Source organism: Nonomuraea aurantiaca (genome assembly GCF_020215705.1).
Classification (GTDB): Bacteria; Actinomycetota; Actinomycetes; order Streptosporangiales; family Streptosporangiaceae; genus Nonomuraea; species Nonomuraea aurantiaca.
Genome location: NZ_JAIWNB010000011.1, coordinates 223,856 through 249,257 on the forward strand (window position 1 = coordinate 223,856; position 25,402 = coordinate 249,257).

Annotated in this window: 28 protein-coding genes, 1 tRNA gene and 3 pseudogenes; 22 read left to right on the top strand and 10 right to left on the bottom strand. The window is 65.9% G+C overall.

The annotated features are described in order from the left end of the window. The first annotated feature begins 11 nt into the window (after nucleotides 1-11). Entirely contained in the window at nucleotides 12-551 is a 540-nt protein-coding gene (locus tag LDL49_RS26375; RefSeq protein ID WP_225294396.1) for a GNAT family N-acetyltransferase, read from the top strand. Here the strand turns inward: LDL49_RS26375 and LDL49_RS26380 are convergent, their stop codons facing one another. Then, nucleotides 552-1,193, bottom strand: coding sequence for a methyltransferase domain-containing protein (locus LDL49_RS26380; RefSeq protein ID WP_225294398.1), 642 nt, complete (start codon nucleotides 1,191-1,193; stop codon nucleotides 552-554). It abuts the gene before it with no gap. A 98-nt stretch (nucleotides 1,194-1,291) separates the two neighbouring features. Further along, on the bottom strand, nucleotides 1,292-1,897 hold the full coding sequence (locus tag LDL49_RS26385; RefSeq protein ID WP_225294399.1) for a GNAT family N-acetyltransferase: 606 nt from the start codon (nucleotides 1,895-1,897) through the stop codon (nucleotides 1,292-1,294). A 137-nt stretch (nucleotides 1,898-2,034) separates the two neighbouring features. Between LDL49_RS26385 and LDL49_RS26390 the strand changes: the two genes are divergently transcribed. The 3 genes from LDL49_RS26390 to LDL49_RS26400 all read left to right on the top strand — a co-directional run bounded on the left by LDL49_RS26390 (nucleotide 2,035) and on the right by LDL49_RS26400 (nucleotide 4,838). Beyond that, the gene (locus LDL49_RS26390; protein ID WP_225294402.1) at nucleotides 2,035-2,808 is read left to right on the top strand and encodes an NAD(P)H-binding protein; all 774 of its coding nucleotides are present in this window, start codon (nucleotides 2,035-2,037) and stop codon (nucleotides 2,806-2,808) included. Between the two features lie 34 nt (nucleotides 2,809-2,842). Then, nucleotides 2,843-3,127: a hypothetical protein gene (locus LDL49_RS26395; protein WP_225294404.1), complete on the top strand. Its 285-nt coding sequence runs from the start codon at nucleotides 2,843-2,845 to the stop codon at nucleotides 3,125-3,127. Between the two features lie 439 nt (nucleotides 3,128-3,566). Then, entirely contained in the window at nucleotides 3,567-4,838 is a 1,272-nt protein-coding gene (locus LDL49_RS26400) for an MFS transporter (protein WP_225294406.1), read from the top strand. A 230-nt stretch (nucleotides 4,839-5,068) separates the two neighbouring features. Here the strand turns inward: LDL49_RS26400 and LDL49_RS26405 are convergent, their stop codons facing one another. Continuing rightward, on the bottom strand, nucleotides 5,069-5,923 hold the full coding sequence (locus LDL49_RS26405) for an NAD(P)H-binding protein (protein WP_225294408.1): 855 nt from the start codon (nucleotides 5,921-5,923) through the stop codon (nucleotides 5,069-5,071). Between the two features lie 100 nt (nucleotides 5,924-6,023). On the opposite strand from LDL49_RS26405, the gene LDL49_RS26410 reads away from it, so the two are divergent. The 3 genes from LDL49_RS26410 to LDL49_RS26420 all read left to right on the top strand — a co-directional run bounded on the left by LDL49_RS26410 (nucleotide 6,024) and on the right by LDL49_RS26420 (nucleotide 7,271). Continuing rightward, nucleotides 6,024-6,479: a MarR family winged helix-turn-helix transcriptional regulator gene (locus LDL49_RS26410; protein WP_225294410.1), complete on the top strand. Its 456-nt coding sequence runs from the start codon at nucleotides 6,024-6,026 to the stop codon at nucleotides 6,477-6,479. Nucleotides 6,480-6,594: 115 nt separating this feature from the next. After that, the gene (locus tag LDL49_RS26415; protein WP_225294412.1) at nucleotides 6,595-6,807 is read left to right on the top strand and encodes a hypothetical protein; all 213 of its coding nucleotides are present in this window, start codon (nucleotides 6,595-6,597) and stop codon (nucleotides 6,805-6,807) included. 107 nt (nucleotides 6,808-6,914) lie between these two features. Further along, complete coding sequence (locus LDL49_RS26420) at nucleotides 6,915-7,271, top strand: hypothetical protein (protein WP_225294414.1); 357 nt, start codon at nucleotides 6,915-6,917, stop codon at nucleotides 7,269-7,271. Nucleotides 7,272-7,476: 205 nt separating this feature from the next. On the opposite strand, the gene LDL49_RS26425 is transcribed toward LDL49_RS26420, so the two are convergent. The 3 genes from LDL49_RS26425 to LDL49_RS26435 all read right to left on the bottom strand — a co-directional run bounded on the left by LDL49_RS26425 (nucleotide 7,477) and on the right by LDL49_RS26435 (nucleotide 9,618). Continuing rightward, nucleotides 7,477-7,788, bottom strand: coding sequence for a hypothetical protein (locus tag LDL49_RS26425; protein WP_225294416.1), 312 nt, complete (start codon nucleotides 7,786-7,788; stop codon nucleotides 7,477-7,479). A gap of 156 nt (nucleotides 7,789-7,944) precedes the next feature. Then, nucleotides 7,945-8,214, bottom strand: a complete 270-nt coding sequence (locus LDL49_RS26430; RefSeq protein ID WP_225294418.1) for a hypothetical protein — start codon at nucleotides 8,212-8,214, stop codon at nucleotides 7,945-7,947. A gap of 210 nt (nucleotides 8,215-8,424) precedes the next feature. Further along, a complete protein-coding gene (locus LDL49_RS26435; RefSeq protein ID WP_225294420.1) occupies nucleotides 8,425-9,618 on the bottom strand; it encodes an MFS transporter in 1,194 nt (397 codons plus the stop codon). 97 nt (nucleotides 9,619-9,715) lie between these two features. On the opposite strand from LDL49_RS26435, the gene LDL49_RS26440 reads away from it, so the two are divergent. Beyond that, nucleotides 9,716-10,618 (top strand): LysR family transcriptional regulator, encoded by a 903-nt coding sequence (locus tag LDL49_RS26440; RefSeq protein ID WP_225294422.1) that lies wholly within the window; start codon nucleotides 9,716-9,718, stop codon nucleotides 10,616-10,618. A 52-nt stretch (nucleotides 10,619-10,670) separates the two neighbouring features. Beyond that, a pseudogene (locus tag LDL49_RS26445) lies at nucleotides 10,671-10,865 on the top strand (helix-turn-helix domain-containing protein); the annotation flags it as partial. A 2,342-nt stretch (nucleotides 10,866-13,207) separates the two neighbouring features. Here LDL49_RS26445 and LDL49_RS26450 read toward each other — a convergent pair. Both LDL49_RS26450 and LDL49_RS26455 read right to left on the bottom strand, forming a co-directional pair. After that, a complete protein-coding gene (locus tag LDL49_RS26450; protein WP_225294424.1) occupies nucleotides 13,208-14,191 on the bottom strand; it encodes a GNAT family N-acetyltransferase in 984 nt (327 codons plus the stop codon). Nucleotides 14,192-14,233: 42 nt separating this feature from the next. Further along, nucleotides 14,234-15,403: pseudogene (locus LDL49_RS26455) on the bottom strand (transposase). Nucleotides 15,404-15,751: 348 nt separating this feature from the next. Here LDL49_RS26455 and LDL49_RS26460 point away from each other — a divergent pair. The 9 genes and pseudogenes from LDL49_RS26460 (at nucleotide 15,752) to LDL49_RS26495 (ending at nucleotide 20,524) form a co-directional block, all read left to right on the top strand. Beyond that, entirely contained in the window at nucleotides 15,752-16,012 is a 261-nt protein-coding gene (locus LDL49_RS26460) for a CopG family transcriptional regulator (RefSeq protein WP_225294426.1), read from the top strand. Continuing rightward, on the top strand, nucleotides 16,009-16,422 hold the full coding sequence (locus LDL49_RS26465; protein ID WP_225294428.1) for a type II toxin-antitoxin system VapC family toxin: 414 nt from the start codon (nucleotides 16,009-16,011) through the stop codon (nucleotides 16,420-16,422). Before LDL49_RS26460 ends, LDL49_RS26465 begins: the two co-directional genes overlap by 4 nt. Nucleotides 16,423-16,835: 413 nt before the next feature. Then, nucleotides 16,836-17,405, top strand: a complete 570-nt coding sequence (locus LDL49_RS26470) for a GNAT family N-acetyltransferase (protein WP_225294430.1) — start codon at nucleotides 16,836-16,838, stop codon at nucleotides 17,403-17,405. Nucleotides 17,406-17,504: 99 nt separating this feature from the next. After that, nucleotides 17,505-17,771: pseudogene (locus tag LDL49_RS59295) on the top strand (helix-turn-helix domain-containing protein); the annotation flags it as partial. Between the two features lie 185 nt (nucleotides 17,772-17,956). Next, the gene (locus tag LDL49_RS26480; RefSeq protein ID WP_308016192.1) at nucleotides 17,957-18,409 is read left to right on the top strand and encodes a Scr1 family TA system antitoxin-like transcriptional regulator; all 453 of its coding nucleotides are present in this window, start codon (nucleotides 17,957-17,959) and stop codon (nucleotides 18,407-18,409) included. Nucleotides 18,410-18,668: 259 nt separating this feature from the next. After that, nucleotides 18,669-19,169, top strand: a complete 501-nt coding sequence (locus LDL49_RS26485) for a site-specific integrase (RefSeq protein ID WP_225294432.1) — start codon at nucleotides 18,669-18,671, stop codon at nucleotides 19,167-19,169. Then, the gene (locus LDL49_RS57140; protein ID WP_263655513.1) at nucleotides 19,166-19,291 is read left to right on the top strand and encodes a hypothetical protein; all 126 of its coding nucleotides are present in this window, start codon (nucleotides 19,166-19,168) and stop codon (nucleotides 19,289-19,291) included. Before LDL49_RS26485 ends, LDL49_RS57140 begins: the two co-directional genes overlap by 4 nt. A 523-nt stretch (nucleotides 19,292-19,814) precedes the next feature. Then, nucleotides 19,815-20,195: a type II toxin-antitoxin system RelE/ParE family toxin gene (locus LDL49_RS26490; RefSeq protein ID WP_225294434.1), complete on the top strand. Its 381-nt coding sequence runs from the start codon at nucleotides 19,815-19,817 to the stop codon at nucleotides 20,193-20,195. Then, a complete protein-coding gene (locus LDL49_RS26495) occupies nucleotides 20,192-20,524 on the top strand; it encodes a helix-turn-helix domain-containing protein (RefSeq protein WP_225294437.1) in 333 nt (110 codons plus the stop codon). Before LDL49_RS26490 ends, LDL49_RS26495 begins: the two co-directional genes overlap by 4 nt. A 620-nt stretch (nucleotides 20,525-21,144) precedes the next feature. Here LDL49_RS26495 and LDL49_RS26500 read toward each other — a convergent pair. Beyond that, nucleotides 21,145-21,492, bottom strand: coding sequence for a hypothetical protein (locus tag LDL49_RS26500; protein ID WP_225294439.1), 348 nt, complete (start codon nucleotides 21,490-21,492; stop codon nucleotides 21,145-21,147). A gap of 285 nt (nucleotides 21,493-21,777) precedes the next feature. Between LDL49_RS26500 and LDL49_RS26505 the strand changes: the two genes are divergently transcribed. Genes LDL49_RS26505 through LDL49_RS26515 form a run of 3 tightly spaced genes read left to right on the top strand, consistent with a single transcriptional unit; the run spans nucleotide 21,778 to nucleotide 23,806 of the window. After that, complete coding sequence (locus LDL49_RS26505) at nucleotides 21,778-22,461, top strand: replication initiator (RefSeq protein ID WP_225294441.1); 684 nt, start codon at nucleotides 21,778-21,780, stop codon at nucleotides 22,459-22,461. Further along, nucleotides 22,458-22,682, top strand: coding sequence for a helix-turn-helix domain-containing protein (locus LDL49_RS26510; protein ID WP_225294443.1), 225 nt, complete (start codon nucleotides 22,458-22,460; stop codon nucleotides 22,680-22,682). Before LDL49_RS26505 ends, LDL49_RS26510 begins: the two co-directional genes overlap by 4 nt. Beyond that, nucleotides 22,679-23,806 (top strand): tyrosine-type recombinase/integrase, encoded by a 1,128-nt coding sequence (locus LDL49_RS26515; RefSeq protein ID WP_225294445.1) that lies wholly within the window; start codon nucleotides 22,679-22,681, stop codon nucleotides 23,804-23,806. Before LDL49_RS26510 ends, LDL49_RS26515 begins: the two co-directional genes overlap by 4 nt. Nucleotides 23,807-23,889: 83 nt before the next feature. On the opposite strand, the gene LDL49_RS26520 is transcribed toward LDL49_RS26515, so the two are convergent. Next, nucleotides 23,890-23,960: transfer RNA gene (locus LDL49_RS26520), tRNA-Gly, on the bottom strand. A 98-nt stretch (nucleotides 23,961-24,058) separates the two neighbouring features. Here LDL49_RS26520 and dcd point away from each other — a divergent pair. Then, on the top strand, nucleotides 24,059-24,634 hold the full coding sequence (gene dcd / locus LDL49_RS26525) for a dCTP deaminase (RefSeq protein ID WP_225294448.1): 576 nt from the start codon (nucleotides 24,059-24,061) through the stop codon (nucleotides 24,632-24,634). Nucleotides 24,635-25,402 lie beyond the last annotated feature (768 nt).

Genomic DNA, 25,402 nt, shown 5'->3' on the forward strand with positions numbered 1-25,402 from the left:
ATGATGCGGGAATGGTGGTAGTTCCCGAACTCCCGGCGGGCGACCGGCTGTTGCTTCGCCCGTGGCGGCTGGATGACGTCGCGGCGGTGCGGGAGGCTTCAGAAGACGCCTACATCCCCCTGGTCACCGGCGTGCCACCGCACTACTCGGCCGCCGAGGGCATCGCCTTCATCCAACGTCAGTGGAGCAAAGCCGCCGACGGGATCGGCTACTCCTTCGCGATCGCGATGACCGGCGACGACCGAGCCGTGGGCCAGATCGGGTTGTGGCCGGGTCTTCACGGGCGGGCTTCGGTGGGTTACTGGGTGGCGAAGTCGGCCCGAGGCCAAGGCGTCGCCGGCACCGCCCTGCGGGCCATCACGTCGTGGGGCTTGGAGCGGCTGAAGATTCCACGGCTGCAGCTGCATGTGGAACCGTGGAACACGCCGTCCTGGAAGGCCGCCGAGGGAGCGGGATTCCTCCGGGAGGGGCTCTTGCGCAGCTGGCAGGAGGTGGGCGGTGAGCGTCGCGACATGTACCTGTACTCGAAGCTCATCGGCGAGCACGGCTGATCAGGGGAGCTCGGCTTCGATGAGAAAGCGGTGATCGCGGGTGGTGAAAGCGCCCTGGGAACAGAGGCGCTCATGGAGCGCACGTAGCCGCCGGTCATAACGGTTGAGGTCGAAGTCTCGGACTTGCCAGGGGACCGCGCGCAACTGGAAGACGACGGCGCCGATGTCGTGAAAGACGTACTCGACCATCTCCTCGCGGGCGTCCAGCACGCGCAGCCCGGCGTCGCGGAGCTGATCGACCGCGACGTCCAGAGTCCAGCTCGCTGGATCGGTAGCGGGCGGTGCGCCCAGGGCGGCGTTCAGCTCCAACCCATTACGGCTGCCTACTTGCTGGGTGAGCAGCCGGCCATGTGGGACGAGGACGCGCGCGATCTCGGCCGCGTTCAGCGCGCCGTGCCTGTTGAGCACGAGGTCGAAGGCGGCCCCGCGGACGGGAATCTGATCGGCGGCAGCGCCCAATACCGCTACCCGCAACGCTCTCAGCCGCCTGTCGGCGATGGAGATGTTGGGCGGCCATCCTTCCATGGCGACCGTGTGACGAGGAAGCGGGGCTAGCGAAGCCAGTAACTCGCCTCCGCCGGTGTCCAGGTCGAGCAGTCGCCGCGCCGCTGGAAGGAGCGATGAGGCCCGCTCGGCGTACACCCACGACGGTTCTCCACCGCTCGTCCGCCCGCGCAGCCAGCCGAAATCCCACCCGCGGCGGGATGCCTGCACGGCCTGCTCGACGAACCGGTCATAGCTCAACGCGCAGGCTGGGTGGGATGCGGCTCGCTGGGAACCATGCCGGCCATGGCGTTGGTGATGACCCACCGTTCGTGATCCCGCCAGGCGCCGTCGATGAAGAGCAGCTCCGGTGAGCAACCCTCGCTGCGGAACCCGTGGCGTTGGACCAGCTTCAAGGAGGCGTGGTTGCCGGGCTGGATCTGGGCTTCCAGCCGGTGGAGACGCAGCTCCTCGAACGCGTAACGCAGCACCAGGCGAAGCCCTTCGGATATGTATCCCTGGCCCGCGGTGGGTGCGAAGGCCGCATAGCCGAGAGAGGCGGTCTGGGCGCGCCCGCGGATGATGCTGTTGATGTTGATGTTGCCCGCCATGGCACCGGTGTCGCGCACACAGACCGCCAGGCATTCGGCCAGCAGAGGGTCGGCGAATTTTCCGAGAAAGGCGTGGAAGTCCTGCGGTGTGGTGGGCAGGGACATATACGGGTGGTGCAGGTCGGCGCTGGCACGGACCAGCTCGATGAACTCGTCCTGGTCGTCGGCGGTCATCCTGCGCACGGTCACGCGGGAGGCATCTCCCCCGAAGCCGGTCAGGATGCTCTGCTCGGCGCCTTCGTTCTGAATCACAGCCCACAGGCTAGCTGATCGACAACGTCGCAACGGGGGGCCGGTTCAGCCCTCTCCCCGCGGCCGGCCATGGGAAAACGAGTGGCCTCCAGCCACCCATCGGCGCTTCACTTTGAGCTGTCTTTCAGAGGAGTCTCATGATCGTTATCTCGGCCGCGTCGGGTGCGCTCGGCCGCCTCGTCATTGACCAGCTGCGGACCCGGGCGGACGTGGTGGCCGCGGTACGTGACCCCGGACGGGCCCCCGAAGGCGTCGCGGTCAGGCGGGGCGACTACGACGACCCGGCGAGCCTGCTCGAGGCCTTCGACGGTGCCACCCGCCTGCTCCTGATCTCCTCTCCAGAGCTCGACCCCGCGCGCAGGATCGGTCACCACCTGGCCGCGATCGCCGCCGCCGTGAAGGTGGGCGTCGGCGCCATCGCCTACACCAGCTTCATGGGGGCCGACACTGTCGCCACCGGAATGACGGAGGCCCATCACGCCACGGAGCAGGCCATACTCCGCAGCGGACTCCCGTACACGATCCTGCGTCACCCCTTCTACAGCGAGGCGTTCATCCCGCGGATCTCCGGCGGAGAGCTTCCCGGCAGCACCGGAGGCCGAGGACTGAACACCGCTTTCCGCTCCGATCTGGCCGAGGCGGCGGCCAACGTGCTGACCGGCGAGGGACATCTGGGCCGGGCCTATGATTTCACCGGCCCTCTGTGGAGTCACCCGGAGGTGGCCGAGGCGCTGGGCGTGACCTATCGCGAAGTGCCGGACACCGCCCCTGGACCCATGAGCTGGCTCAATGCGCAGGTAAGAGCCGGCGCTCTGGAGAAGCAGACTCCCGACCTGGAACAGGTGCTCGGCAGGCCCGCCGAGAGAATGGTCTCCCGCATGCTGGCACAGCGTACGGTGGGCCTTCTCTAAGATCCGGCATCCACACGGTTTCGAAGCGGGAGCTATGGCGGCAGAGTTCGAGCTCGGCGATTACATCCTGGTGCAGGACGGCAGGACCCTGGAGATCTTTCACCGGGGCCTGTCCGAGAGCATGCGCTACCACGTGGCGTTTCTCGGCGTCGACGCCCGGCCGCACGGCGACGGCTTCAAGGTCCATCTCGGCACCAGGCATGGCGACGACGAGGTCAACGGCGGGGTGAAATTGAAGATGAGCCAGGAGGAGTTCGCGCGTTTCCGCGAGTTCATCGCCTTGGCCATCGCGGCCCGCGACCGTACGAGCACTATGTGACCGAAGTTCTTCCCTCAGGAAGCGGTCAGTACGAGGAACGGGATGGTCAAGGCGGATATCGCCCCAGCACCCGGCACCACCCGCCTATGGGTCCGCGCCGAGCACGGCTAAGGTCCAGTGGCTCCTGGCCGCGGTCATCAATTGCCTTGTCCGCCGCCTGGCCCGCCGGTTAGTCTCGAGCAGCGAATGATCCTTCGAGGAGCTGAGATGCCCGGTCAACCGAGCACGCGCTGACGTTCTAGGTCACTTCCCGACCTGTCACCGCGTGCTGCACTCGAACTGCGGCACAGCGCACCTTCATGCCCGAATCCTGCGGGACGGGCACCATTCTCAGCGACTCAAGGACCCCTGTGCCGTACGTTTCCCCTGCCGTGCTCGTGCACCCTGCCGTGCTCGTGCACCCTGCCGTGCTCGTGCGCCCGCCTCTGCGAGGCCGCAGATGACGGGGCCTGAGCCGACTCCGCCCAGTGTGTGGCGAGACGGCGACTTCCGCAGCCTCTGGATCGGCCAGACCACCTCCCAACTGGGAACTCAGGCCGCCCAGGTCATCCTGCCGCTCATCGCCGTCGTCGCGCTCAGCGCCGACACCGAGCAGGTCGGCGTCCTCCGCGCCGTCCAGCAGGCACCGATCCTGCTGCTCTCGCTCTTCGCCGGCGCAGGCGTGGACCGCCGACGCTCCCCCGACGTGATGGTGCTGGCCGACGCCGGCCGTACCGTGGCGCTGGCCGTCGTCCCCGCCCTCTACCTCCTCGGCATGCTCGACATCCCGCTGCTCGTCCTGGTCGCCTTCCTCGTCGGCGCTCTCACCGTGTACTTCGACGTGGCCTACCAGACCTCCCTCGTACGACTGGTGAAACGCGACCAGCTCGCCCAGGGCACCAGCGCGCTCGAAGCCAGCAGGTCCGCCGCGCAGATCGCCGGCCCCGCGCTCGGCGGCGCGCTGTTGTCGCTCGTCACCGCGCCGATCGCCATCCTGGCGAGTGCCTTCTTCTTCACCTTGTCCGTCCTGTCGATCCGGCGGATCCGCCGTCCCGAGCCGATGCCCAGGCCCGCCGCAGGGCGGGCGCGCGTGTGGCGGCAGATCCACGAGGGTCTGCGCCTCGTCGTCAACGACCCCTCCTTGCGGGCGGTGGGGATCGCCTCGGCCCTCTTCCAGTTCTCCTTCGCCGCCCTGATGACCGTCTATCTGCTCTTCTTGCCGCGTACGCTGCACCTGCCGGGCGCCGCCGTCGGGCTCGTACTGGCGGCGATGGGCCCGGGCGCGCTGGTGGGTTCCCTGCTGTCGGCCAGGTTGCCGAGGCGGTACGGCTACGGCGTCGTACTGGTGTCGGCCGCGGTGCTCGCCGACGGCGTGATGCTGTGCGTCCCCGCGCTGCACGGCTCCTCCGCGGTCACGATCACCGCGCTGATGGCGGTCAACTTCCTGTTCGGCGTCTTCAGCCAGGTGGTCGACGTCACCGTTGTGACAGTGCGCCAGGCCATCACCCCCATCCCGATCCAGGGCCGCGTCGTCGCGACACTCAACTTCGTCGGCATGGGCCTGACCCCGCTCGGGTCACTTCTCGGCGGCTATCTGGCCGGCGCGCTGGGGCTGCGAACGGGTCTGCTGCTCACGGCTGTCGCTCTGGCCCTGTCTCCGGTGTTCATGGCCCTGTCCCCTCTCGCCCGCCTGGGGAGACATCTCCCTGATGCGCCGGACAACCCCAGCTGATTCCGGGCCGGCTTATTCCATGAGCATCCAACCCTGGTTCTGAGCTCTGATCAGTTCTCGGACAAGGCCTCTGGCATTGGAATCCTGCTCTGCGATCACTTGCGGAGGATGCCCGCGAGGACAGTCCTGGCCGGCGTCCCGATGGGCGCTGGGGTGGCTGGGGAACAGCAGCCCGACACGCCCGGCGTGCTGCTCCTGCACTTCTCCGGACTACCGCGGCTTCATGCGGATCAGGTGGTCCGAAAGACATCGGCATTGCGGGCACACCAGGCGGCGAAGGTGCGGGGCTTGCGCCCGAGCAGGTGCTCCACCGTGTTGGTGCGGAATCCGGCGGTGTCGGCGCGCATGAGGTGGAACCCCTCGATGATGGCCTCGGCCAGCGCCGGCGGTGCCCCGTTGGGAAACCGGGAGGCTACGGCCTCCTCTGCGGTGGTCACCGGCCGGATCGCGATGTCCCGGCCGGCCGCCGCGGCCAGGATCTTGACCTGTTCGGCGATGGTGAACAGTTCCTCGCCGGTGAGGACATACTCCTGCCCTTGGTGACCGTCACCGGTCAGGGCCAGGGCGGCTACGGCGGCGATGTCGGCGGGGTCGATCGGCGCGTATCGGCCGGGGCCGACCGGATCGAGGACATAGCCCGCCTCGCGGATGGTGGGCAGCCAGTCGAAAGCGTTGGTCATGAAGCCGCCGGGCCGCAGGAACGTGGCCGGGATGCCGGAGGCCCGGATGGCCTGCTCGCGTTCGTGGTGCCAGCGGCCCATGGCGGGCATGGGGTCGCCGAGCACGTTGAACGAGGACAGGTGCACGATGTGGCGCACCCCGGCGGACTGGGCGGCGGCGACGGCGTGCCTGGTGTGGTCGAGGCCGATGCCGGGGGTGAGCAGGAACAGACGGTCGACTCCGGCAAAGGCGGGCGGCAGCGTTGCCGGCTCGCTCAGGTCCGCGACGACCCGTTCGGCCCGCTCGGGCAACGTGGCCGCGCGGGCGGGGTCGCGGACCATGATGCGGAACGGTATGGCACTCTCGTCCAGCTCGCGGACGAGCTCGCGGCCGACGTTCCCGGTGGCGCCGGTGACCAGTAACATGAGGACTCCTAGATCGTGTACCGGTTAATGATTCGGCAGAACGTTAACCGGTACACGATCTGGCTGTCAATCGCACCGCGACATCATCGGAGGCCTGGACGTGCCCGAGTTCCTGGACCTGCACAGCAAGGCGTCGAAGGCGCTGCGAGCGGCGGCCGAGGCGGCCGTGCGGCGCCACGGGCTGCACCTGGGGCAAGATCACCTGCTTGCCGTGCTGTGGCGGCAGGACGGCCGTACTCCGGGCGAGGTCGCCGCCGCACTGAACGTCACCACGCCCAACGTGGTCAAGGGGGCCACCCGGATGGCCGCGGCCGGCCTGCTCACCCGGCGCCGCGACGACCAGGACAACCGGCTGGTCCGACTGTGGCTCACCGACGCCGGCCGTGCCCTGCAAACTCCCATCGAGAGAGAACGCCGGCTGCTCGAAGAGCAGATCACCGCCGACCTCACCGAGGCCGAGCGCGAACATCTGCTCAGCGCACTGACGAAGATCCACAGCGCGGCAACCGCCCTGCTGGACACCCCCATCGATCGACGCGGCTCCGCCATCACCTGACCCTGCGGTCTTCAAGCCATTTCTCCGAGCCAAGCCTCAAGGACTGGTCGTTGATCATGATCCGGCCTCGCAGGAACGCCAGGTGGAGCACGCAGACGAATGCGGCCCTACAAGTGTGATCAAGCAACAAGAGAGCAACTTGTTGGTCCGGTCAACACACCGGCATCACGGAGGCGGGACACGCATTGCGAACTACCGCTATTCCGGGCTCGACGGACTCCTCGTCACCGCCCGGGACAGTTCCGTGCGGCGCTGGCCGTTCGGCGCCGAGTCGCAGATGCTCGCCCAACTCGATGAGTGGGCACCGCTCGCGTCCGCCGCGACCTGAAACGTCATACCGACTCACGGCAGATCTCATCCAGCGCGTCGCTCGAGGCGAATGGTGATCAAGCCAGCCGCCGTACCGGCGGAGGCCGAGTCGAAGGGGGTAAGACCGTGAAAAGCCTCAAGTTCCTCAGCGTGGTCTTGAGCGCACTGATCGCGCTCGTGTTCCTACCTGTCAGCCCGGCCGGCGCGGCCGTCAACACAGTCTGCGCCGGAAGCCTCCCGACTGGCTGGGTCAAGACGAACGACTTCTGGGATCCGACGCGCTGCGGAAATCCGTCGAGGATCACCTACAACGTGTGGAACATCGCGTCCTACTACGACCAGCCCGTCGGCGCGATCATGACCGTCTGCTCCAACCAGTTGCCCGCCGGCTGGGTCACCATTAACACCCAGTGGGATCCGACGAGTTGTGGCCACCCGTCCCGGATCTCCCAGAACATGTGGACCATCCAGCGCCTCTCCTGACGTAGGCGCCGCGCTTCCCGAACCTTCAGAACCAGCCCGGTTGCGGAAGCCGAGATCAATTCCCACCACCCGTCACCCAAGTCGCGAGCATGACCGTACGGCATCCGGTCACCGAACTCAGCGAGCCGTTCGGCGGCGGCCCTCTACGCGAAGGCGAGGAGCATCTGCCCGGCTCGCCCGCTCCTGTCAGGTGATCACCAATGCATCACCTGTGCTCCTGGGCGAGGCGTGCGATCTGGTCGACGGTTCCGAGCGGCACCGTGACCGCGATGTCCCATGTCTCGTCGTCCTGGCCGATGAGAATCGTCGCTTGCTCCTCGTTTGCCGCCCAGAACACGCGCGCGTCAGCGCAGGTCCCGACTGGAAGTGAGCGGCGTGCATCCCAATCTGCCTCCTTGATCCCGCGAAGGCGCATCAAATCCGCCAGGGGCGCCCGGATGTTGAGCTCCCAGGCTTCGGTCTGGAGTTTCACCACGGCCCCGGAATCACCGGAGTCGTCCAAGGTCACATCAACCACGCGGCCATACTCGCACCCGTTGGGCGCCTGATGCCTCGCAGAGATCAACAACTCGCTGCAATGGTGTAACGGGGCTTTCACGATGAGAGCGGGTGACAAGAATTGAAATACACCGTGTACCTCAGCCACGGACAGACCGGCACAGCCCCACCCGCCTTAGCGATCCTCCCTGAGCCGAGCACTCCCACCGGAGGCTGCTTCCTGCGCATGTGTTTCCTTCGTTGCCTTCTGCAGAATGCGGCAGACGCCTATCAACCCGAGAAAGAAGCCAGCGAATATCACCCAGGAGTTCAGAGCAGCGCTGGAGGCAGCTGAAAAGGGCATGCCCTGGATGAAGACCTTCTCCCCAAGGACGCCAAGGAAAGCTCCGCCGGTCGAGGCCGCGAGCGTCGCCAGAAAGATCCATGTTCTTCGGGGGGCGAACATGATGTGATCGTATACAAGCGGGATGTGCTTCCGATGACGTGCCAGCGGGTCGCGGCTGAGCCGAACATCCATACGCGCTGAACCCGCGCGGCCAGCTCGTGGGTCAGAGCGAAGCGGGGCCGGCTACGCTCCGGGGCGTTCTCCCCCACCGCATAATCGCCCAGGGCCACGATGGCGGCCCACAAGGCACCCCTATCAGGCGCGTTCCTTTCATGAAGCGGTCGTCCCACCCCTGCCCGAGATGCCGGCGACGGCCGCGCTGACCACGGCGAGCGCCGCTCCCACCCACATCACTGCGGAGATTGACACGCCGTCCACAACCCGGCCGCCGACGAATGAGCCGAGCGCGATGGAGACGTTGAAGGCGCCGACGAAGAGCGCCGTGCCCATTTCGCCACCACCCGACCGCATGATCCAGAGCTGCAGGGTCACTCCTACGCCGCCGTAGCCAAGGCCCCACACCACAAGCACGACCAGGGGCAGGTCGATCAGGGGCAGCGCCGCCGTGGAGAGTGCCATGAGCACGGCCAGCGTGACCAGAACCGGCTTGGGGCTCCTGGCCGCCCATGCGCCGGCCACGAAGTTGCCGGCCACGCCCGCGGCGCCGTACATGAGGAGGGCGGCGCTGACGAGGGCGGGACCGGCGTGCGAGACCTGTTCCAGGAACGGCCGGACGTAAGTGTAGGCCGCGAAGTGGCCGGACACGATCAAGACAGTCAGGACGAGGACGATCTTGAGCGGGCCGGAGAGCCACGCGAGCCGCCCCTCCGACGCGCGAGCCGGGGCCTCCTGGGGCAACGGCTCGGACGCGCGGGCTCGGGGATCGCCGGGTAGGGGCGGCAGGGTGGTAGCCAGCAGCGCGAGTAGGGCCAGAGCCAGCACCCCCATGGCGATGAACGCGGTTCGCCACCCCGCGAACGACGAGATGAACGTCGCCACAGGCACCCCCAGTACCGACGCCACCGACACCCCGGCCAAGATGATCGACGTGGCCCGCCCGACGGACCCTTCGGGCACCAGTCGCAGGCCGAGTCCGGCCGCGAAGGCCCAGAACCCGCCGATGCTCACCCCGGTCAGCACTCGGGCGGCCAGCATGACGGGGTAGTTCGGCGCGAACGCACCCGCGAGGTTGGCCACCGCCAGCAGTGCCATCAGCCCCAGTAGCGTGACGCGCCGGTCGAGCCGTCGGGTGGTGATCGCCAGCACGGGCGCGGACACGGCGGCGACCATCCCGGGCGCCGACATCATCAGCCCGGCCGTCCCGTCGGAGACGTCAAGGGTGGCGGCGATCGAGGTCAGCAGGCCAACGGGCAGCATCTCGCTGGTCACGATGGTGAAGGTGCCCACCGCGACCGAAAACACGGCGAGCCAGCGCGCCCGGGTGGCGGCGGAAACATCGGTCATGGTCATGCATGCCAGCTTTCTGCCGGCCACCAGCGGGAACAATGGCGGAAGCCGAAGGCTTGGTTTAGGTGGGCTAAGCGATCAGATGGAGGTGGGGATGGAATTCAGGGAGCTGGAGTGCTTCGTCGTGCTCAGTGAGGAGCTGCACTTCGCGCGTACGGCCGAGCGCCTCTACCTGTCACCTGGCCGGGTGAGCCAGCTCATGCGCTCACTGGAGACCAGGATCGGCGGCCGGCTCTTCCACCGGACCAGCAGGCGCGTGCGCCTCACACCCCTGGGCGAACGTTTCCTGGCTGACCTGCGCCCCTCCTACGACGGCCTCGCGAACGCGGTCAGCCGGGCCAAGGCGGCCGCCCGCGAGGTGACCGGCGTGATCAGGCTCGGCTTTTTCGCCACCCCCACGGACGTCGTCATCGGCAGCGTGCGCGCCTTCGAGCGCCAGTACCCGGGATGCGAGGTGGAGCTGGTGGAGATCCCGCTCTCCGACCCTTTTGGCAAATTGCGGGTCGGGCAGGTGGACATCGCGTTCACGTTGCTCCCGGTGGACGAGCCCGATCTGGCTACGAGTGAAGGGCTGAACCGGGTCTCGTACCAGCTCGGCCTCTCCTCGCGCCACCCGTTGGCCGCCCGTGCGAGTATCAGCGCGGAGGAGCTGGCGGACCTGTCCCTGATCGCCCTGGACGGCCCGGCTCCGCGCGCATGGCGCGAGCGTGTGACCCCGTCCGTAACCCCTTCCGGCCGTCCCATTCCTCTGGCCGGTACGGTGGCCACCAGCCAGGAGGGCCTGACCCAGGTGGCGCTCAACCGGGGCGGCATGTTGTTCTGCACTCCGACGGCGGATCACCATAGGCGCCCGGACGTCAGCTTCGTTCCCGTCGCGGGGTTGCCTCCCTCGATCCTCGGCCTGGCTTGGGTGAAGGCGGCGGAGACTGCGGCGATCCGTGCGTTCAACGAGGCGGCTGTCGGGCACGCGCTCGGGGCAGCGGTCCTGGTGGCATAAGACATAACGGGCAACAAAATGCCGCGAAGCGTACGTCCGTGGATTCCAGCTCGCCGAGATCCGTCAGGCCGCCGGTGTCACCCAGGCTGAACTCGCCGACACCTTGGGAGTCAGCCAAGTTCGCGTCTCCAAGATTGAACACGGCGAGGTATCCGGCATCGACGTCGTGCGAGAGTACATCGCCGCGATCGAGGGGCACTTGGATCTCGTAGCTACACTCGGCGACCGAACCTGGAAGGTCGCCTGAGGGGGCGCGCCGATCTGTGGCCAAGTAGTTCAGAGCTTCGACAGCCCCAACACGAGCCCCTACCTGGGCTTTCCTATGAGAGCGGGTGACGGGAATCGAACCCGCGCTGCCAGCTTGGGAACTCCTTCAAGATCATAGCCTCTGACCCGGGGAAATACTGGCCTGGTCGTATGCCGGTCGAGTGACCGTGAGTTCCCGCGACTTCCCCGTGGTCGCCAACCGAACGGGCACGCAACGGGCACGGGTTGCCCGACCTACTGGTCAGAAATCCGCACCGACGTTTTCTCGGCCGCTGAGGGAGCAGTAGTGCAAAAATTGATCTATGCGGTACTTCACTGAGACGGGCTGGACCGCGATCTTCACCGGGATGGAGACTGAGACCGGACGCATGCGACCGGTGGAGGCATGGGATCCGACTACTGGGGTGGCGCTTGTAGTGGATCCCCAAAGGGGTGCGCTGCGTCCCGTCACCGACTGGCCGGACTTCTCCCATCTGGAACGGGGAGAGCGTGTTGTGAGTGTCATCCCAGGGGGTGGGTGGCGTACTCACTGGAACGAGGGATACGACGGCACGCCGGTGACCGAGGCGGTACTTGCTTGGCTTGTCCATAGTGACGGCCGAGCCACTCCCATCAGCGTTGAGCCTGATGGCAACGTGAGCACGGCGGAGTTGGCTGATCGTACTCTCGCGCCCGGACGGAATCTGGACTGAGTCGATTGCAGGCAAGAGGCTCGGGTCTGGACCCGTGATCCTGAGCTGACCTTCTTATTTGGAGCGGGTGACGGGGTATTGAACCCGCGCTGTCAGCTTGGGAACTGCATCGATCACGGCCCACTGGGGCCCGCTGATCTGGGCAGTGAACTGGTCCTGAGTAACCGTGATTAACTCCTAGGCACCCCTGTTAATGGCCCGGCGATCACGACTCTGAGCTGTACTTCTCCTTCGGCTCAGCTAGGTTTCGCCGTTGATGCAGCCTGTGAAACCGGAAGACAGTTTCACGTTGTTGCTCGATTGAAGCGATCTCGTGGGGCTGAGCCGGTGCGAACAAGTCGACTTCCTCGTGTGCGCACCCCGGAGGTTTGGATGCCAAGACGTATCCGAAGCGGCCGTTGGTGAACTGTCGGAGTTGGCCTGATGGCCAGACATCCGCTCGTGCTCCTTGGCAGCAGAGATTGAGCTCTTCGGCTTCTAACCGACGGCGGAGATCGATGAGGCAATCCAGTAGGTACTCGCCCCCCACATCCAATAGGAGGCTGCGGCACCTGAGTGTGAGCCGTGCAGGCACGGAGTCATAGAGCGTGAGGGTCGCCACTGTGGTTCTGCCCTCGCGGTCGACAACGTTTAGTTGGAGGACTTCATCGGATGATGTCTGCACAGACGACCAGCCTAGGGCTGGCGCAACCGCTGTCGGCTACCTGGTGGTGACCAGATATGACAACGGTGATCAGCCACGTTACCCGGTGAGCCAGGGTGAGGAACGAATCCTGGATCGTCGATCGCCTCCAAGCACTTACGGAGGCCGGCCACGTCGTGGCGATCGTGAGGGCTACGTCTGTGTGGCGGCGTGGCAATCCCGGTGGGAGCGTTCGGTCGGTTCGGCGCGGCAGGTGTGCGGCGCTCGGCCCGATGTCCCGCCGCCGTCCGGGACCGGCCCCCAGGACGCACGCCCGGACGGCGGGCGGGCAGAGGGCCGGGTGTGGCGGCGCGTGCGCCGCTGATACCTATGAGAACAATTCGGCAGTGTGAGCGGGGTGGCCGACTGCGTTGAGGTTCGTGCGACTGTGGATAGCTGTGAGCTGGCGGACCAGATGTGTTCAGCAGTTGTGGGGCCGCCGGTTGGCTGCGGCGGCTCAGGTGCCGGCGCCGATCGTCTTGACCTACTGGTGGGGCGGCGAGGGACAGCGAGCCGAACTCAGGTCGACAAAGGAACTACCCCCAGCGGGCCCAGCGATCGGGGAGCTTGAGGGGGCAGCCTCTCGTTTCGGGGTTTGGGGCGAAGCCCCAATAGACACCGTCTGAGCTTGATCGGCGCGAAGCGCCCCCGTGAGCGAAGGCGATGCAGTTGGGCGGGGGCCGCGCCCCCACTGGATACAGGCTGAGCTCTTGAGCGCGAAGCGCCCTCTGGCGAAGGCCTTGCTAGTGGAGCGGGTGACGGGAATCGAACCCGCGCTGTCAGCTTGGGAACTGCATCGATCACGGCCTGAGGAAGCGCTGAGCTGGTCAGAAGACTGGTCGTTAGTAATCGTGATTGACCCCTCGTTACCCCTCTTAATGGGGCCGCTAATGGCCCGAGGCATTGTCAAATCCTGTGGACTGACCCGACAGCCCAATGGCCGGTCGATCAAGCAAGCGGCTTGCGGTAACGGACGTACTCGTTCCGCCGCTGGAACCCCACACTCTCGTAAAGGTCGTAGGACCGGTGCGGATTTGCCGTGCCCGTAAACAGCCGAGCGGTCGTTGCACCCTGCTCGCGAAGGCTCCGCAGCCCGTCCAGCAGCAGGACCCGGCCGATTCCGAGGCGTCGCTGGTCCGTCCGGACACTCAGCTCTTCCACCTCGCCCACGGTGTGGTCGTGACGGCGGATGGAGCAGAGGGCGACGCCGACCATGTCCTGCCCGTTCCAGGCAGCCCTCCAGCATGCCGGGTCGGCGGTGTCGACGAAGTCCTGGAAAGGCCATCTCCGAGTGGAACCGCGGTCCGCGTACGAATCGACGACCGTCCTCCAGGCTGCACGGTAGTGGCTTGTCCCGATCGGCCCTGTCCGTATCCCGGCCGGCAGCTCGCTGCCTGGCTCGGGCACCTGCCGCAGATCGCCCAGCTCCATCTCGACCAGGCTGAAGACACGTCGGTAGCCGGCTGCGCGCAGAAGTGCCGTGGCGTCCTGCTCGGAGGCCATGGCGTTCGCGCCGATCACTGCCGTCCGCGCCGTTCCATGCTGTTTGACGAGCTGGCGGATCCGCTCTTCGGCCCAGCTCAGCATGGCTGAGCCGATGCCCTGGCCGCGATGCCCGGGCAGGAGGTAGCCGCGGTGCAGGTACAGCCACGTATCGTCCCGCTCTTGCCACCACCGGATCGTCGAGTAGCCGACGACGCTCCCGTCGAGCACCACCAGGATCTGGTTCTTGGACGGCTCCTCCAACTTGGCAGAAGCTTCGGCGATCTCGGCCGCTGTCGGGAGCCCCTCCACTACCGAATGGACATCGACCCGGTCCCGTTCAACACACCCCAGCCGCACCGCGGCCATGGCGCCGTGGTCTTCGTCGCCGCGATACGGCCGGAACCCGAGGCCGACCGGAAGGTCCTGTCCTGCCGTGCCATCCAACATGACCGGATGTTCTCGAACTTCGAGGCAGGTCCGCCACCCTATTCACCCCGTGGTCGTCTGCGACCGTTCAACGAGCTGGCCGCGTTCAAAGCGGGCCCCAGCGCGGACGAGGGCAACGAGGCGGGGTGCATTCACGGCTCGCCAGCGGGCCTGGGCGGACTCGACGAGCTTGAAGACCATCGCCAGGGCGGCGGCCCGGGATCCGGCGCCCTTGGTGACCTTGGTCCGCAGACGGACGGTCGCGAAGATCGACTCGATGGGGTTGGTTGTCCGCAGGTGGATCCAGTGCTCGGCGGGGAAGTCGTAGAACGCCAGCAGCTCATCCTCGTCATCGACGATCTTCTTGACGGCCTTGGGGAACTTCGCGCCGTACTGCTTGGCGAACGCCTTGACCGCGGCGGCCGCGTGCTCCTTGTCCTCGGCGTTGTAGATGTCCTGGATGGCCCTCTTCGCCGCGGGCTGAGCTGACTTCGGGAGGCTGTCGAGAGTTGAAGGTCTTGTGAACCCAGCACCTTTGGGGGCGGGTTTCGGGGAAGACCTCGTTCAACGCCTTCCAGAAGCCCAGGGCTCCGTCGCCGACGGCGAGGCGGGAGCGCGCATGCCGCGCCGCTGGCAGTCCCGCAGCAGGCTCGCCCAGGACTCCGAGGACTCGCGGTAGCCGTCGGCCATCGCGATCAGCTCCTTGGTTCCGTCCGCGCGCACGCCCATGACGACCAGGACCGCAGCCTTCACCTCCTCCAGCCGTATGCGCAGGTGGATACCGTCGGCCCAGACATAGACGTAGTCCGTGGCGGACAGGTCGCGCTCGCTGAACGCCTTGTGGTCGGCCTGCCACTGGGCGGTCAGCCGGGTGACGGTAGCCGGCGACAGGCCGGCCGAGGAGCCGAGGAACTGCTCGAGCGCGGGCATGAAGTCCCCGCTAGACAGGCCGTGGAGGTAGAGGAGCGGCAGCACCTCGCTGATCTTCGGGGACTTGCGGCACCACGGCGGCAGGATCACCGAGGAGAACCGCTTGCGCTCGCCGGTTGCCTCGTTGATGCGCTTGTCGTTGATGCGTGGGGCCTTCACCTCGATCACCCCGGCTGCGGTCGCGACCTTCCTGGGCTGGTGATAGCCATTGCGGACCACCAGGCGGCGCCCACTCTCGTCTCGCTGGTCGGCCAACTCGGCGATATAGGAGTTGACTTCAGCCTCCAGAGCGGCGGCCAGCATCCGCCTCGCGCCCTCGCGGACGATGTCGTCGATCAGAGAGCCGGTCTCGGTCGTTCCATCGGCATTCACTACGCTCAGCACGGGCCTGCCTTCCCAACCGACGGTGCAACGTCGGCCTACTCGATGACCAGAAGTCGATCACTCGGGAAGGTACGCCCTTCGCGTCCAACCCGAGGCCGATCCACAGGTCATGAGCATTGCTCACTACCCGTTGATCCCCGTCCGAACGGGCACGCAGCGGGCACGTCTGGCGGACGCTACGAGGGGACGCAGGAGATCGATCAGCTCTTGCTCAACGCACAACCCACCGCCAGCGATCTCGGGAGGATGAGAGGTAGGATAGAGAGCATGAGCGAGCCTACTGGCAAGTATTCGATCACCATGCCGCGTGACATCGCCGAGGCAGCCCGATCCCGGAGCGGCCCTTCCGGCCTGTCCGCCTACGTCGCCGCCGCCGTCGCCCGTCAGATCGAGCGCGACAACCTCAGCGAACTCATCCAAGTCGCCGAGGCCGAGCACGGCCCCATCACCGACGACGAGGTCCAGGCGCTGCGCGACCAACTCCACCAGGCCCGGCGAGGACAGGCCAGTGGTGGGGCGGTCGCGTGACCCGTTCTCCCGCTGCTCCCGGCGGCACCCTTGTCCTCGACAGCGAAGGACTGGCCAAGGCCGTCCGGCGCGACCGTACGGTCACCGCATGGCTTGCTCTCGCCCGTGCTGACGACTTCCGCGTCATCACCTCTGCTGCCATCCTCGTCGAGGTGGTCCACCCTCGCGTCAACCGGCCGGCTCTGGAGTGGACGCTGTCCCGCCTCGTCATCGAGCCGGTCACCGAACCAATCGCCCGCCACGCGGCCACACTCTTGTCCGACGCCGGCCTGCATGGGCACAAGTACGCCATCGATGCCATGCTCAGCGCCACCGCCCTCGCCGCCCCAGGCCCCGTCACGGTCCTCACCTCCGACCCCGAGGACCTCGCCGCACTGTGTGGTGCACGCGTCACTGTCATCAAGGTTTGAGTGATGCCCCGTCCTGCTGCCTCTGACAGGGTGATCATGAACCTAGTGGAACGCAGAGATCAATAACATCAGGAACCATCAAAGCTCAGGTCCCGAATCCATCGCTCTACCTGGGTTTTCACAGTGAGAGCGGGTGACGGGAATCGAACCCGCGCTGTCAGCTTGGGAACTGCAATGATCATCGGATGTGAGGGCTCTGAGCTGGGCGCGAGTCCGGTCATGAGTGACCGTGATTGACCCCTCGTTACCCTGCCCAATTGCACGCTAATTGCACAGCGATCAGCTCACCACCTGGTGTTTCTCGCGCCCCCGCGCACCCCTGCCCGCCTGATCATCCCGTCTGCCGTCGACCCGCCCGAAGGGGAAGCACCCTGCACGGCGATCATCCCGGAGCCGAGGTCCCCGCCTGAGCCATGCTTTTAATCCGATTGACAGGCCGGATCCCGGGCGGAAAATCTGGCGAAGTGTTGATACGTCGTGAATCTCCAGCGGATATCCCATACATCCGCGACCTACACGCCGCCGCCTTCGCCCGCGGGGCGGACTCGCCCGGACACGCGGAAGCCCGACTGGTCGACGCGCTACGCGCGTGCGAGGGGTGGATCCCTGAACTCTCCCTGGTGGCGACGGATACCAGCGGGACGATCTCCGGGCACGTCGTCTGCAGCAGGGCGTCGGCCGGCTCGTATCCGGTGCTCGGCCTCGGGCCGCTCGGAGTACTCCCGGCCTTCCAACGGCGCGGCGTCGGCCATGCCCTCATGCACGCCGTCCTTGGAGCCGCCGAAGCCCTCGGCGAACCGCTGGTCGTGCTCCTCGGACACCGCGACTACTACCCGCGCTTCGGTTTCCGCCCCGCCGAGGAGTATGGAATCATCCCGCCGGACGCTTCATGGGGACCACACTTCCAGGTCCGTACCCTCACGACCTACATGCCCGAGATCCGCGGCGAGTTTGTCTACGCCAAGCCCTTCCAGGACTTGTGAGCCGCCGACCACCCAGCCCTCGCCGTCCTCGAAGCCCAAGGCCTCAACCCGTGCGACCTGCGTTAGTTGGATGAGCGGCGGCGCATCCCTGGTTGGCGGGTGAGGTTTGGTGCGGCGGGCGGCCCGTGTTCCCGCCGCCGTTCGGGACCGGCCCCCAGCCCGCACGCCCGGACGGCGGGCGGGCGTGCGGGCCGTGCGGCGGCGCGGAGCGCCATTCGCAGGGATGTCGGGCTGACCGGCAAGGAACTCGCCGTGCGTGCGCAAGTTGCCCAGCCGACGATCTCCCGGATAGAGACGGGTCAGCTCCTTCCGACACCTGACACGGTAGAGCGGCTCTCTGCTGCGCTGGAGCTCGACGAATCCGGGCATGCGGAGTTGGATGCCCTTCTCGTGCGGCTACGCGATGAGGTCTCCCGACTCAAAGGTGGACTCGTGGGGCGTGAGGCAGCGAACGCGGCTCGTCTGCGTTCAGCTCGTCGGGTGATGGCGTTTCAGTCGGCGATGATCCCCGCGCTGTTGCAGACGGCGGAGTATGCCGGCTGCCTCTGGCTATCGGCCGGGATGTCGATGAGGCGGATGCGGCCAAGGCTGCGGCGGTCCGGCTGGAAGCACAAGCCGTGCTGTTCGACTCTGGGCGCGAGTTCTCCTTCCTCCTCACAGAAGGAGCGGTACGTACCTGGCCCGGCTCCCCCGCGTTGATGATGGCGCAGCTTGACCGGCTCGCCCAGGTGGCCACCTTGGCTCATGTCGGGCTCGGTGTGGTGCCGTGGGCGGTGGAGGCACCGTGCTTCCCCCTGCATGGCTTCACGATCTTCGACGGTTCCACGAGCATCGTGGACACTCTCACGGGTGACCTCACCCTGACCGATCCCGAAGAGATCGGGACGCATATGGAGACCTTTGTGGCTTTCGGCTCAGTTGCTGTGTACGGCGAGGCGCTGCGGGGCCTGCTCGCCGACATCGCCGGCGACTATCGGAGCCTGGAACCCCGCTACACATCGTGACGCATTTATGCGTGTGGAACTGAGCGCGCCTTAGAATCACTCATACGCTGGCGACATGGACGTATAGCCCCCTAGACATCTGAGCTTGCCATGCCATGGCGTATGTCTCGTCACTTCCTCGGCTCACGAGCCTCCATCACCGAGGCCCGTCGATTCGTCTCCTACCTTCTGAAGGATTGGCCGGTGGTCGAGGAAGCGGAGCTCATCGTGAGCGAGCTGGCCACCAACGCGATACGTCACACGGCAAGGGGGTGGCGGCGTGAGCGCCAAACCGTACACCTACGTGACGCTCTCCATCCGTGCGATGGTCCTCCTCGCCACGTTCGCAAGCCTCCGGCGGGCAGAGATCAGTGCTCTACGACGGATGGACGTCGATCTCGTCGCCAGGACGGTTCGTGTACGCGTCGCCTTCGTGGAGCGCTCAACTGGTGGCCTGGTCCTCGGCCCTCCCAAGTGCAGGGCAGGTCGGCGCACCGTGGGCATCCCCGAGAGCATCGTCGCGATACTCAAAGAGCACTTGGACATCTATGTCAAGGACGAGCCCGGGGCGCTGATGTTCCCCGGCGCGAAGGGCGGCCCACTTCGGCGCAGTGGCTTCAACACGCGTACACGCTGGGTTGATGTCGTGAAGGACATGGGCCTTGCCCGTCTGCACTTCCACGATCTTCGCCACACAGGGAACATGTTCGCGGCGGAGTCGGGGGCGGGGCTCAAGGACCTGATGGCCGCATGGGTCATGACAACGTCAGAGCGGCCATGATCTATCAGCACGCGGTCAGGGGTGCGGACAAGACCATCGCTGACGCCATCGACAAGCAACTCAAGGGCCGCGATGAAGACGATGACGACGGATCAGCGGGCGTGCCGGCTCCCGTGGGCTAATTGCACGTTAATTGCATGGAAGATCGACAAAGCTCTAGAAACGATCAAGGCCCGAGTCGGGACTCATATCCTGACCTGGGCCTTCGGTGTTGGAGCGGGTGACGGGAATCGAACCCGCGCTGTCAGCTTGGGAATTGCAGGGATCTCGGCTTGTAGGGGCGTTGACCTGCGACTGAGGCCGGACGTGAGTGACCGTGGTTGACCCCTCGTTACCGCCCTTAATGGCACGCTAATGGCACGACGATCAGCCTGCGACCTGCTGTTCCTCGCGCGACGCGTACCCCCTGCCCGCCTGATCACTTTGCCTGCAGTCGACCCGTGCGGGGAGAAAGCGGCCAGGGCCACGGGGGCATCCTTGATTGGACACGCAACGGGCCCCCGCGCGGGGCAGTGCCTGGATCCGCGAACCTACGCATCCACCAATCGGCTCGACACGAGGCTCGCCAGGCGCAACCTTCGGCGAGAGGCGACATGCATCGGATGTGGATGTGAAGAATATGACTAGATGGTTATAATCGCTTACATGAGCTGGGAGGTCAGTCTTCATCCGGAGGTCGAGGCGTGGTACCTGACCATGTGCGTAACCCATCCGGAGACTGCAGACCTAGTCAAGGACGCGATCGATCAGCTCGCGGAGGAAGGCCCGACGGCGCGTCGTCCTCTGGTCGACCGGGTACAGGGCAGTCGGTACCACAACATGAAGGAACTACGCCCGCCCTCATCGGGGACGAGTGAGATTCGGATGCTGTTCTGCTTCGATCCGGCAAGGGAAGCGATCTTTCTGGTAGCCGGCGATAAAGCCGGCAACTGGAACCGCTGGTATCGGGAAGCGATACCACTGGCTGATGAACGATTTGCCCAGCACCTGATCACGCTCAAAGAAGAAGAGCAGGAGGAGCGATGAGAGCTCGGTACAGCAAGTGGTCGGACGTCAAGGCCAAAGCGGCAGCGCTCGACCCGCGAGACGAGACGGAACGCGCTGCTGGAGAGGCCGCCGCGCGTGAACGCCGCGAAGCGTACGTCCGCGGATTCCAGCTCGCCGAGATCCGTCAGGCCGCCGGTGTCACTCAGGCTGAACTCGCCCACACCTTGGGAGTCAGCCAAGCTCGCATCTCCAAGATCGAACACGGCGAAGTATCCGGCATCGACGTCGTACGAGAGTACATCGCTGCGCTCGGGGGTCACTTGGATCTCGTAGCTACGCTCGGCGACCGAACCTGGAAAGTCGCCTGAGATAGGCGCGCCGATCCACAGCCAAGTAAGTCAGAGCTTTGACCATGCCAGCCCTGACCTGGGCCTTCCTTGTGGAGCGGGTGACGGGAATCGAACCCGCGCTGTCAGCTTGGGAAGTCTTTCAAGATCACGGACTCTGAGCAGGGGAAACGCTGACCTGGGCATATGCCGGTCGAGTGACCGTGATTCCCCGCGAGTCCCCCTTAGCCACCCTCCTGACGGGCACGCAACGGGCACGTGGGGGACAGGGAGCCTCTCCTTCCTCGTCGTGCTCAGGCGACAGGTTCGGCTCTTTCGGACACCGGATCGGCTTCCCGACTTCTCAACCACGCCTTCCATTGGCTTACTTTGGGCTTGGGCGCCTCAGGGTGGTCTAACAACCACAGGAGGTACTGGGCCCGTAAGCGGAAACCCTCATCAGGATCATCGGCGATCTCAAGCAGGAGACGACGTAACCGCAATCCGCCAACCGCCCTGGCCAGTACGGCATACCCCTCATCTTCACAACGGTGCTCACGCCGTACGGCAAGGCAAATCAAGTCAACCAGCTGATCGATCAGCTCAGTCGCCAGATATGGCACGGCCCTGGCCAGATCATGTAATTGACCGTGTTTTGTCCCCTAGCTCTTGGCAGAGGCTATCCACTCGTCCGGGTATCGGGCCTCCCACTCCAGATAGAGCAGGACATATTTCAGTCCGCCCCAATCGGCGTAGGACTCAGCGGGAATGAACTCCCACAAAGCATCTGGCAGCGTTCTTCGTCGCTCTGCGATGTATTGGCCTCCTGCCTGATCAGCGGCCGACAACTCCTCATCTCGCCAGACCTCATTGAAGGCATACAACGCCTTACTACGGCGATCTTGAGTAACCCTCAGTCGGCCGCGCGCCCGCTCACGCCGAACAGGATCCTCCGAGATCAACTCGAACGTCCACCCCAAGCACCGATCCCACTCCTCAGCGGATTCCATGATCCCATTATCTGAGCCGCAGGCGGTTCGGACTACCTTCGCCGGAAGCTCCTGCTTCTCGATGTCACGGCGCTCAACCTCGTTCCTCGGTGAGCCAGGGTGAGGAACAACCCTGGATCTTCGATCGCCCCCGACCACGGCAGACCTCAGCCACGATGAGGCGATCGTCGGGCTGCATCTGGGCGGCGGTGCGACCAACGGCCGGCGGGGACGTAGGAACGGCGCGGCGCACGTGCGGCGACGGCCCGGAGCCCTGCCGCACGTCGGGACCGGCCCCCAGGCCGCATGTCCGGCGTGCGCCGCAGGCGCAGGGCCGGGCGACGGCGTGCAGCGCCGCCGCCCCTTGACGCCGTCGACGAGGATGCCGAACCACAGCACGTCATCCGCTTCGGCACCCAGATCGACGTCCAAGGCGTCCTCGCAGGCACTCCCGACGCCGACCAGTGCATCCGCTACCTGTCCAAGTACCTCACCAAGTCACTCGGCGACACCCTCGACACCGACGACCAGGCCCGCCTCGACCACGCCGCCCGGATGGTCGAGGCCCTGCGCTTCGAGCCCTGCTCACCGACCTGCCCCAACTGGCTCCGCTACGGCATCCAGCCCAAGAACGCCAAGCCCGGCATGACGCCCGGACGCTGCAAGGGCGAGGCCCACAAGCCCGAACACCTCGGCTACGCCGGACGCCGCGTCCTGGTCTCCCGCAAGTGGTCGAACAAGACCCTGGCCGAACACAAGCAGGACCGCCGCACCTGGGTCCTGGAAGCTCTCGGCGTCGCAGACGAACCCACCGACCCACACCGCTACGTCTGGCAACCCATCCCGACCGGCGACGCCAACGTGCCACCGCTGGCCGTACGCCTCCTCCGATCCGTCCACGAACGCCAACGCTGGCGAGCCCACATGGACCAACTCCAAGCCCAAGCAGACGGACAAGATCTTTCGGCGACCGAAGGGAGAGCAGCATGACCAACTCATCCAAGCGCGTGGCTGACCGCCTCCTGTCGGTGGCCCAGGTCGCCGAACGGCTCGGCACCAGCGAGCGGTTCCCCCGGCGGCTCATCGAAGAACGCCGGATCACCTTCGTCCGCCTAGGGCGCAAGGTTCGCTTCCCCGAATCCGCGCTCAACGACTTCATCGCGGCGGGACTCGTCCACCCGATCACCATCCATACATGGAGCGCGGCATGAGTAAGCGTCGATTCGGGCGCGTTCGGAAACTCCCCTCGGGACGATTCCAGGCCAGGTATCCGGGGCCTGACGGCGTCGACCGCACCGCATCGCACACCTTCGCGACCAAGAAGGAAGCCGAGATCTGGCTGACCAAGAAGGAGGCCGAACTTCTGGCCGGCGACTGGCTGAATCCGGACCTCGGCAAGGTCAGCTTCAAGGAGTACGGCGCGGCGTGGATGGACGAGCGTCCGGGCCTGCGTCCCAAGACGGTCCAGCTCTACGAGGGACTTCTCCGCATTCACCTCGTCCCGACTTTCGGCAACTGCGCCATGAGCGAGGTCAAGGTCGCTCGCATCCGGAAGTGGCGCAAGCAGCTCCTGGACGGCGGGGTTGGACCGATCACCGTGGCCAAGGCGTACCGGCTCCTGAAGGCCATCTTCAACACGGCTGTGGAGGATGGGCTGATCAAGGCCAACCCCTGCACGATCAAGAAGGCAGGAAAGGAAGACTCGCCCGAGCGGCCCGTACTGACCATGAAGCAGGTCTTCGTCCTGGCCGACGCCATCGAACCGCGGTTCCGCATGCTGATCCTTCTGGCGACCTTTGCCAGCCTGCGGTGGGGTGAACTGGCCGCACTCCAGCGGAAGAACCTCGACCTGGAGGCGGGGACGATCCGCATCGTCGGGACCACAACCGAGCTCAAGGACGGCTCGGTGACCATCGGGCCGCCCAAGTCGGAAGCGGGCAAGCGTCTCGTCAGCATCCCGGCGACGCTGCTGCCCGATCTGCGAGCGCACATGGAGACGTACGCCGAGAAGGGCGAGCACGGACACGTCTTCGTCGGCCCCAAGGGCGCCAAGCTCCGGCGCTCGAACTTCACCCGTGTCTGGGCGGCGGCGCTCAAGAAGGCGATGCTCAGCGGATTCCACTTCCATGATCTCCGTCACACCGGAAACACCCTCGCCGCCCAGTCCGGCGCGACTCTCCGGGACCTCATGACCCGCATGGGCCACTCGTCCACCCGAGCCGCGTTGATCTACCAGCACACCGCGATGGAGCGTGATCGGGCCATCGCCGACGCTCTCGGCAAGCTCGCCGAGGAAGCCCTGAAGGACCAAGATCAAGACGGATGGGGCACGTAACGGGCACGGAAGATCGAAAACCGCCTAAGAAACGATCAAAGCCAGGTTGGGAATTCATCCCCGACCTGGCTTTTCCTGGTGAGAGCGGGTGACGGGAATCGAACCCGCGCTGTCAGCTTGGGAAGCTGATGTTCTGCCATTGAACTACACCCGCATCGGCCGTAGCCGCGACCACCACTCTAGCGGAAACTCGGCCCACATCAGCCAGCCGTGCCCCCAAGTTTCCCACCGGCACGCGGTAGGTTGCTCTGCGTGCTGCTATCTGACCGCGACATCCTGGCCGAGATCGACTCGGGACGGCTGGCTCTCGATCCGTTCGATCGGGACATGATTCAACCGTCCAGTATCGACGTCCGGCTCGATCGGTTCTTCCGGGTGTTTGAGAATCATCGGTATCCGCATATCGATCCGTCCGTCGAGCAGCCGGATCTGACGCGGATGGTGGAGCCTGACGGGGATGATCCGTTCATTCTGCATCCCGGGGAGTTCGTGCTGGCTTCGTCGTACGAGGTGATCAGCCTGCCTGATCACCTGGCGTCGCGGCTGGAGGGGAAGAGTTCGCTGGGGCGGCTCGGGTTGTTGACTCACTCGACTGCAGGGTTCATCGATCCGGGGTTCAGTGGGCATGTCACGTTGGAGCTGTCCAATGTGGCCACGTTGCCGATCAAGCTGTGGCCGGGGATGAAGATCGGGCAGCTGTGTGTGTTTCGGTTGAGTTCGCCGGCTGAGCATCCGTACGGGTCGTCGAAGTACGGGTCGCGGTACCAGGGGCAGCGCGGGCCGACGCCGTCCCGGTCGTTCCGGAACTTCCATCGGACGAAGATCTGACGAGGATCCGATAAAGGCCTCCGACGAAGGTCTCTGACGAAGGTCTGATGCTCTGGGGTGTTTGAGGGCGGACTGATTGGGGCTCGCCTGGCGTGCGGGTCTCCCCCGGCATCCCCCGGAGTACTGGCGGGCGGCTTGCGGGAAGCTGGCGGGCACCCCTCTGGTAGCTGGCTAGGGCCCCAGATACCTGGCGGGTGCCTCGGGGGCTTGCGGGCATCTCGGGTACCTGGCGGGGTCTCCCCGACGGACCTCCCGGCCCCCAAGGACGGGCGCCCATCGGATGGGCCTCCCAGGCGGGCTTCCCTCGGCAAACTGCGGGCATGCCTCGGGCAGTGGGCGGGCGTCCCCGGAAAACTGGCGGAGAGCAGCGAGCCTCCAGCGTCCGACCTATGAGCAGGCGGCCAGGCGGCGCCTGCTCCCAGTAGCGGCTCCAGACCCGTCAGAAGCCGCTCTGACCGCGGACCGCCTCGCACCGCACCACCGCCCGCCCCACTCTGCCCGCGGACCGCCCCACACCACCCAGCCCCAAGACGTCCGAAGACGCCCGAAGACACGACACGCCCGACCAACCCACCACCGGACTAGCGGTGGTCCGGAAATGTCACCAAGATGGACTGGACAAGCGGCGACCGAAACCCGCGGCCAAGTCTCCCCCACCCCGCCGTGGAAAAAGGGCAACCAAACTACCAACCGGCCCGGTGTCGCACACCATACGAAGGGTAGCCAGTAGGAGAAGGGGACATGAAGTTCGCATTTCTCCTGGTAACC

Bases quoted from the DNA above. Each gene is read 5' to 3' on its own strand.
- LDL49_RS26460 (WP_225294426.1), top strand. From the start codon at position 15,752: ATGAGCGAGCCTACTGGCAAGTATTCGATCACCATGCCGCGTGACATC.
- LDL49_RS26390 (WP_225294402.1), top strand. From the start codon at position 2,035: ATGATCGTTATCTCGGCCGCGTCGGGTGCGCTCGGCCGCCTCGTCATT.
- LDL49_RS26395 (WP_225294404.1), top strand. From the start codon at position 2,843: ATGGCGGCAGAGTTCGAGCTCGGCGATTACATCCTGGTGCAGGACGGC.
- LDL49_RS26405 (WP_225294408.1), bottom strand. From the start codon at position 5,923: ATGTTACTGGTCACCGGCGCCACCGGGAACGTCGGCCGCGAGCTCGTC.
- LDL49_RS26470 (WP_225294430.1), top strand. From the start codon at position 16,836: ATGCTTTTAATCCGATTGACAGGCCGGATCCCGGGCGGAAAATCTGGC.
- LDL49_RS26440 (WP_225294422.1), top strand. From the start codon at position 9,716: ATGGAATTCAGGGAGCTGGAGTGCTTCGTCGTGCTCAGTGAGGAGCTG.
- LDL49_RS26490 (WP_225294434.1), top strand. From the start codon at position 19,815: ATGAGCTGGGAGGTCAGTCTTCATCCGGAGGTCGAGGCGTGGTACCTG.
- LDL49_RS26505 (WP_225294441.1), top strand. From the start codon at position 21,778: ATGTCCGGCGTGCGCCGCAGGCGCAGGGCCGGGCGACGGCGTGCAGCG.
- LDL49_RS26400 (WP_225294406.1), top strand. From the start codon at position 3,567: ATGACGGGGCCTGAGCCGACTCCGCCCAGTGTGTGGCGAGACGGCGAC.
- LDL49_RS26495 (WP_225294437.1), top strand. From the start codon at position 20,192: ATGAGAGCTCGGTACAGCAAGTGGTCGGACGTCAAGGCCAAAGCGGCA.
- LDL49_RS26375 (WP_225294396.1), top strand. From the start codon at position 12: ATGGTGGTAGTTCCCGAACTCCCGGCGGGCGACCGGCTGTTGCTTCGC.
- LDL49_RS26435 (WP_225294420.1), bottom strand. From the start codon at position 9,618: ATGACCGATGTTTCCGCCGCCACCCGGGCGCGCTGGCTCGCCGTGTTT.
- LDL49_RS26500 (WP_225294439.1), bottom strand. From the start codon at position 21,492: ATGGAATCCGCTGAGGAGTGGGATCGGTGCTTGGGGTGGACGTTCGAG.
- LDL49_RS26510 (WP_225294443.1), top strand. From the start codon at position 22,458: ATGACCAACTCATCCAAGCGCGTGGCTGACCGCCTCCTGTCGGTGGCC.
- LDL49_RS26515 (WP_225294445.1), top strand. From the start codon at position 22,679: ATGAGTAAGCGTCGATTCGGGCGCGTTCGGAAACTCCCCTCGGGACGA.
- LDL49_RS26450 (WP_225294424.1), bottom strand. From the start codon at position 14,191: ATGTTGGATGGCACGGCAGGACAGGACCTTCCGGTCGGCCTCGGGTTC.
- LDL49_RS57140 (WP_263655513.1), top strand. From the start codon at position 19,166: ATGATCTATCAGCACGCGGTCAGGGGTGCGGACAAGACCATCGCTGAC.
- LDL49_RS26430 (WP_225294418.1), bottom strand. From the start codon at position 8,214: ATGTTCGCCCCCCGAAGAACATGGATCTTTCTGGCGACGCTCGCGGCC.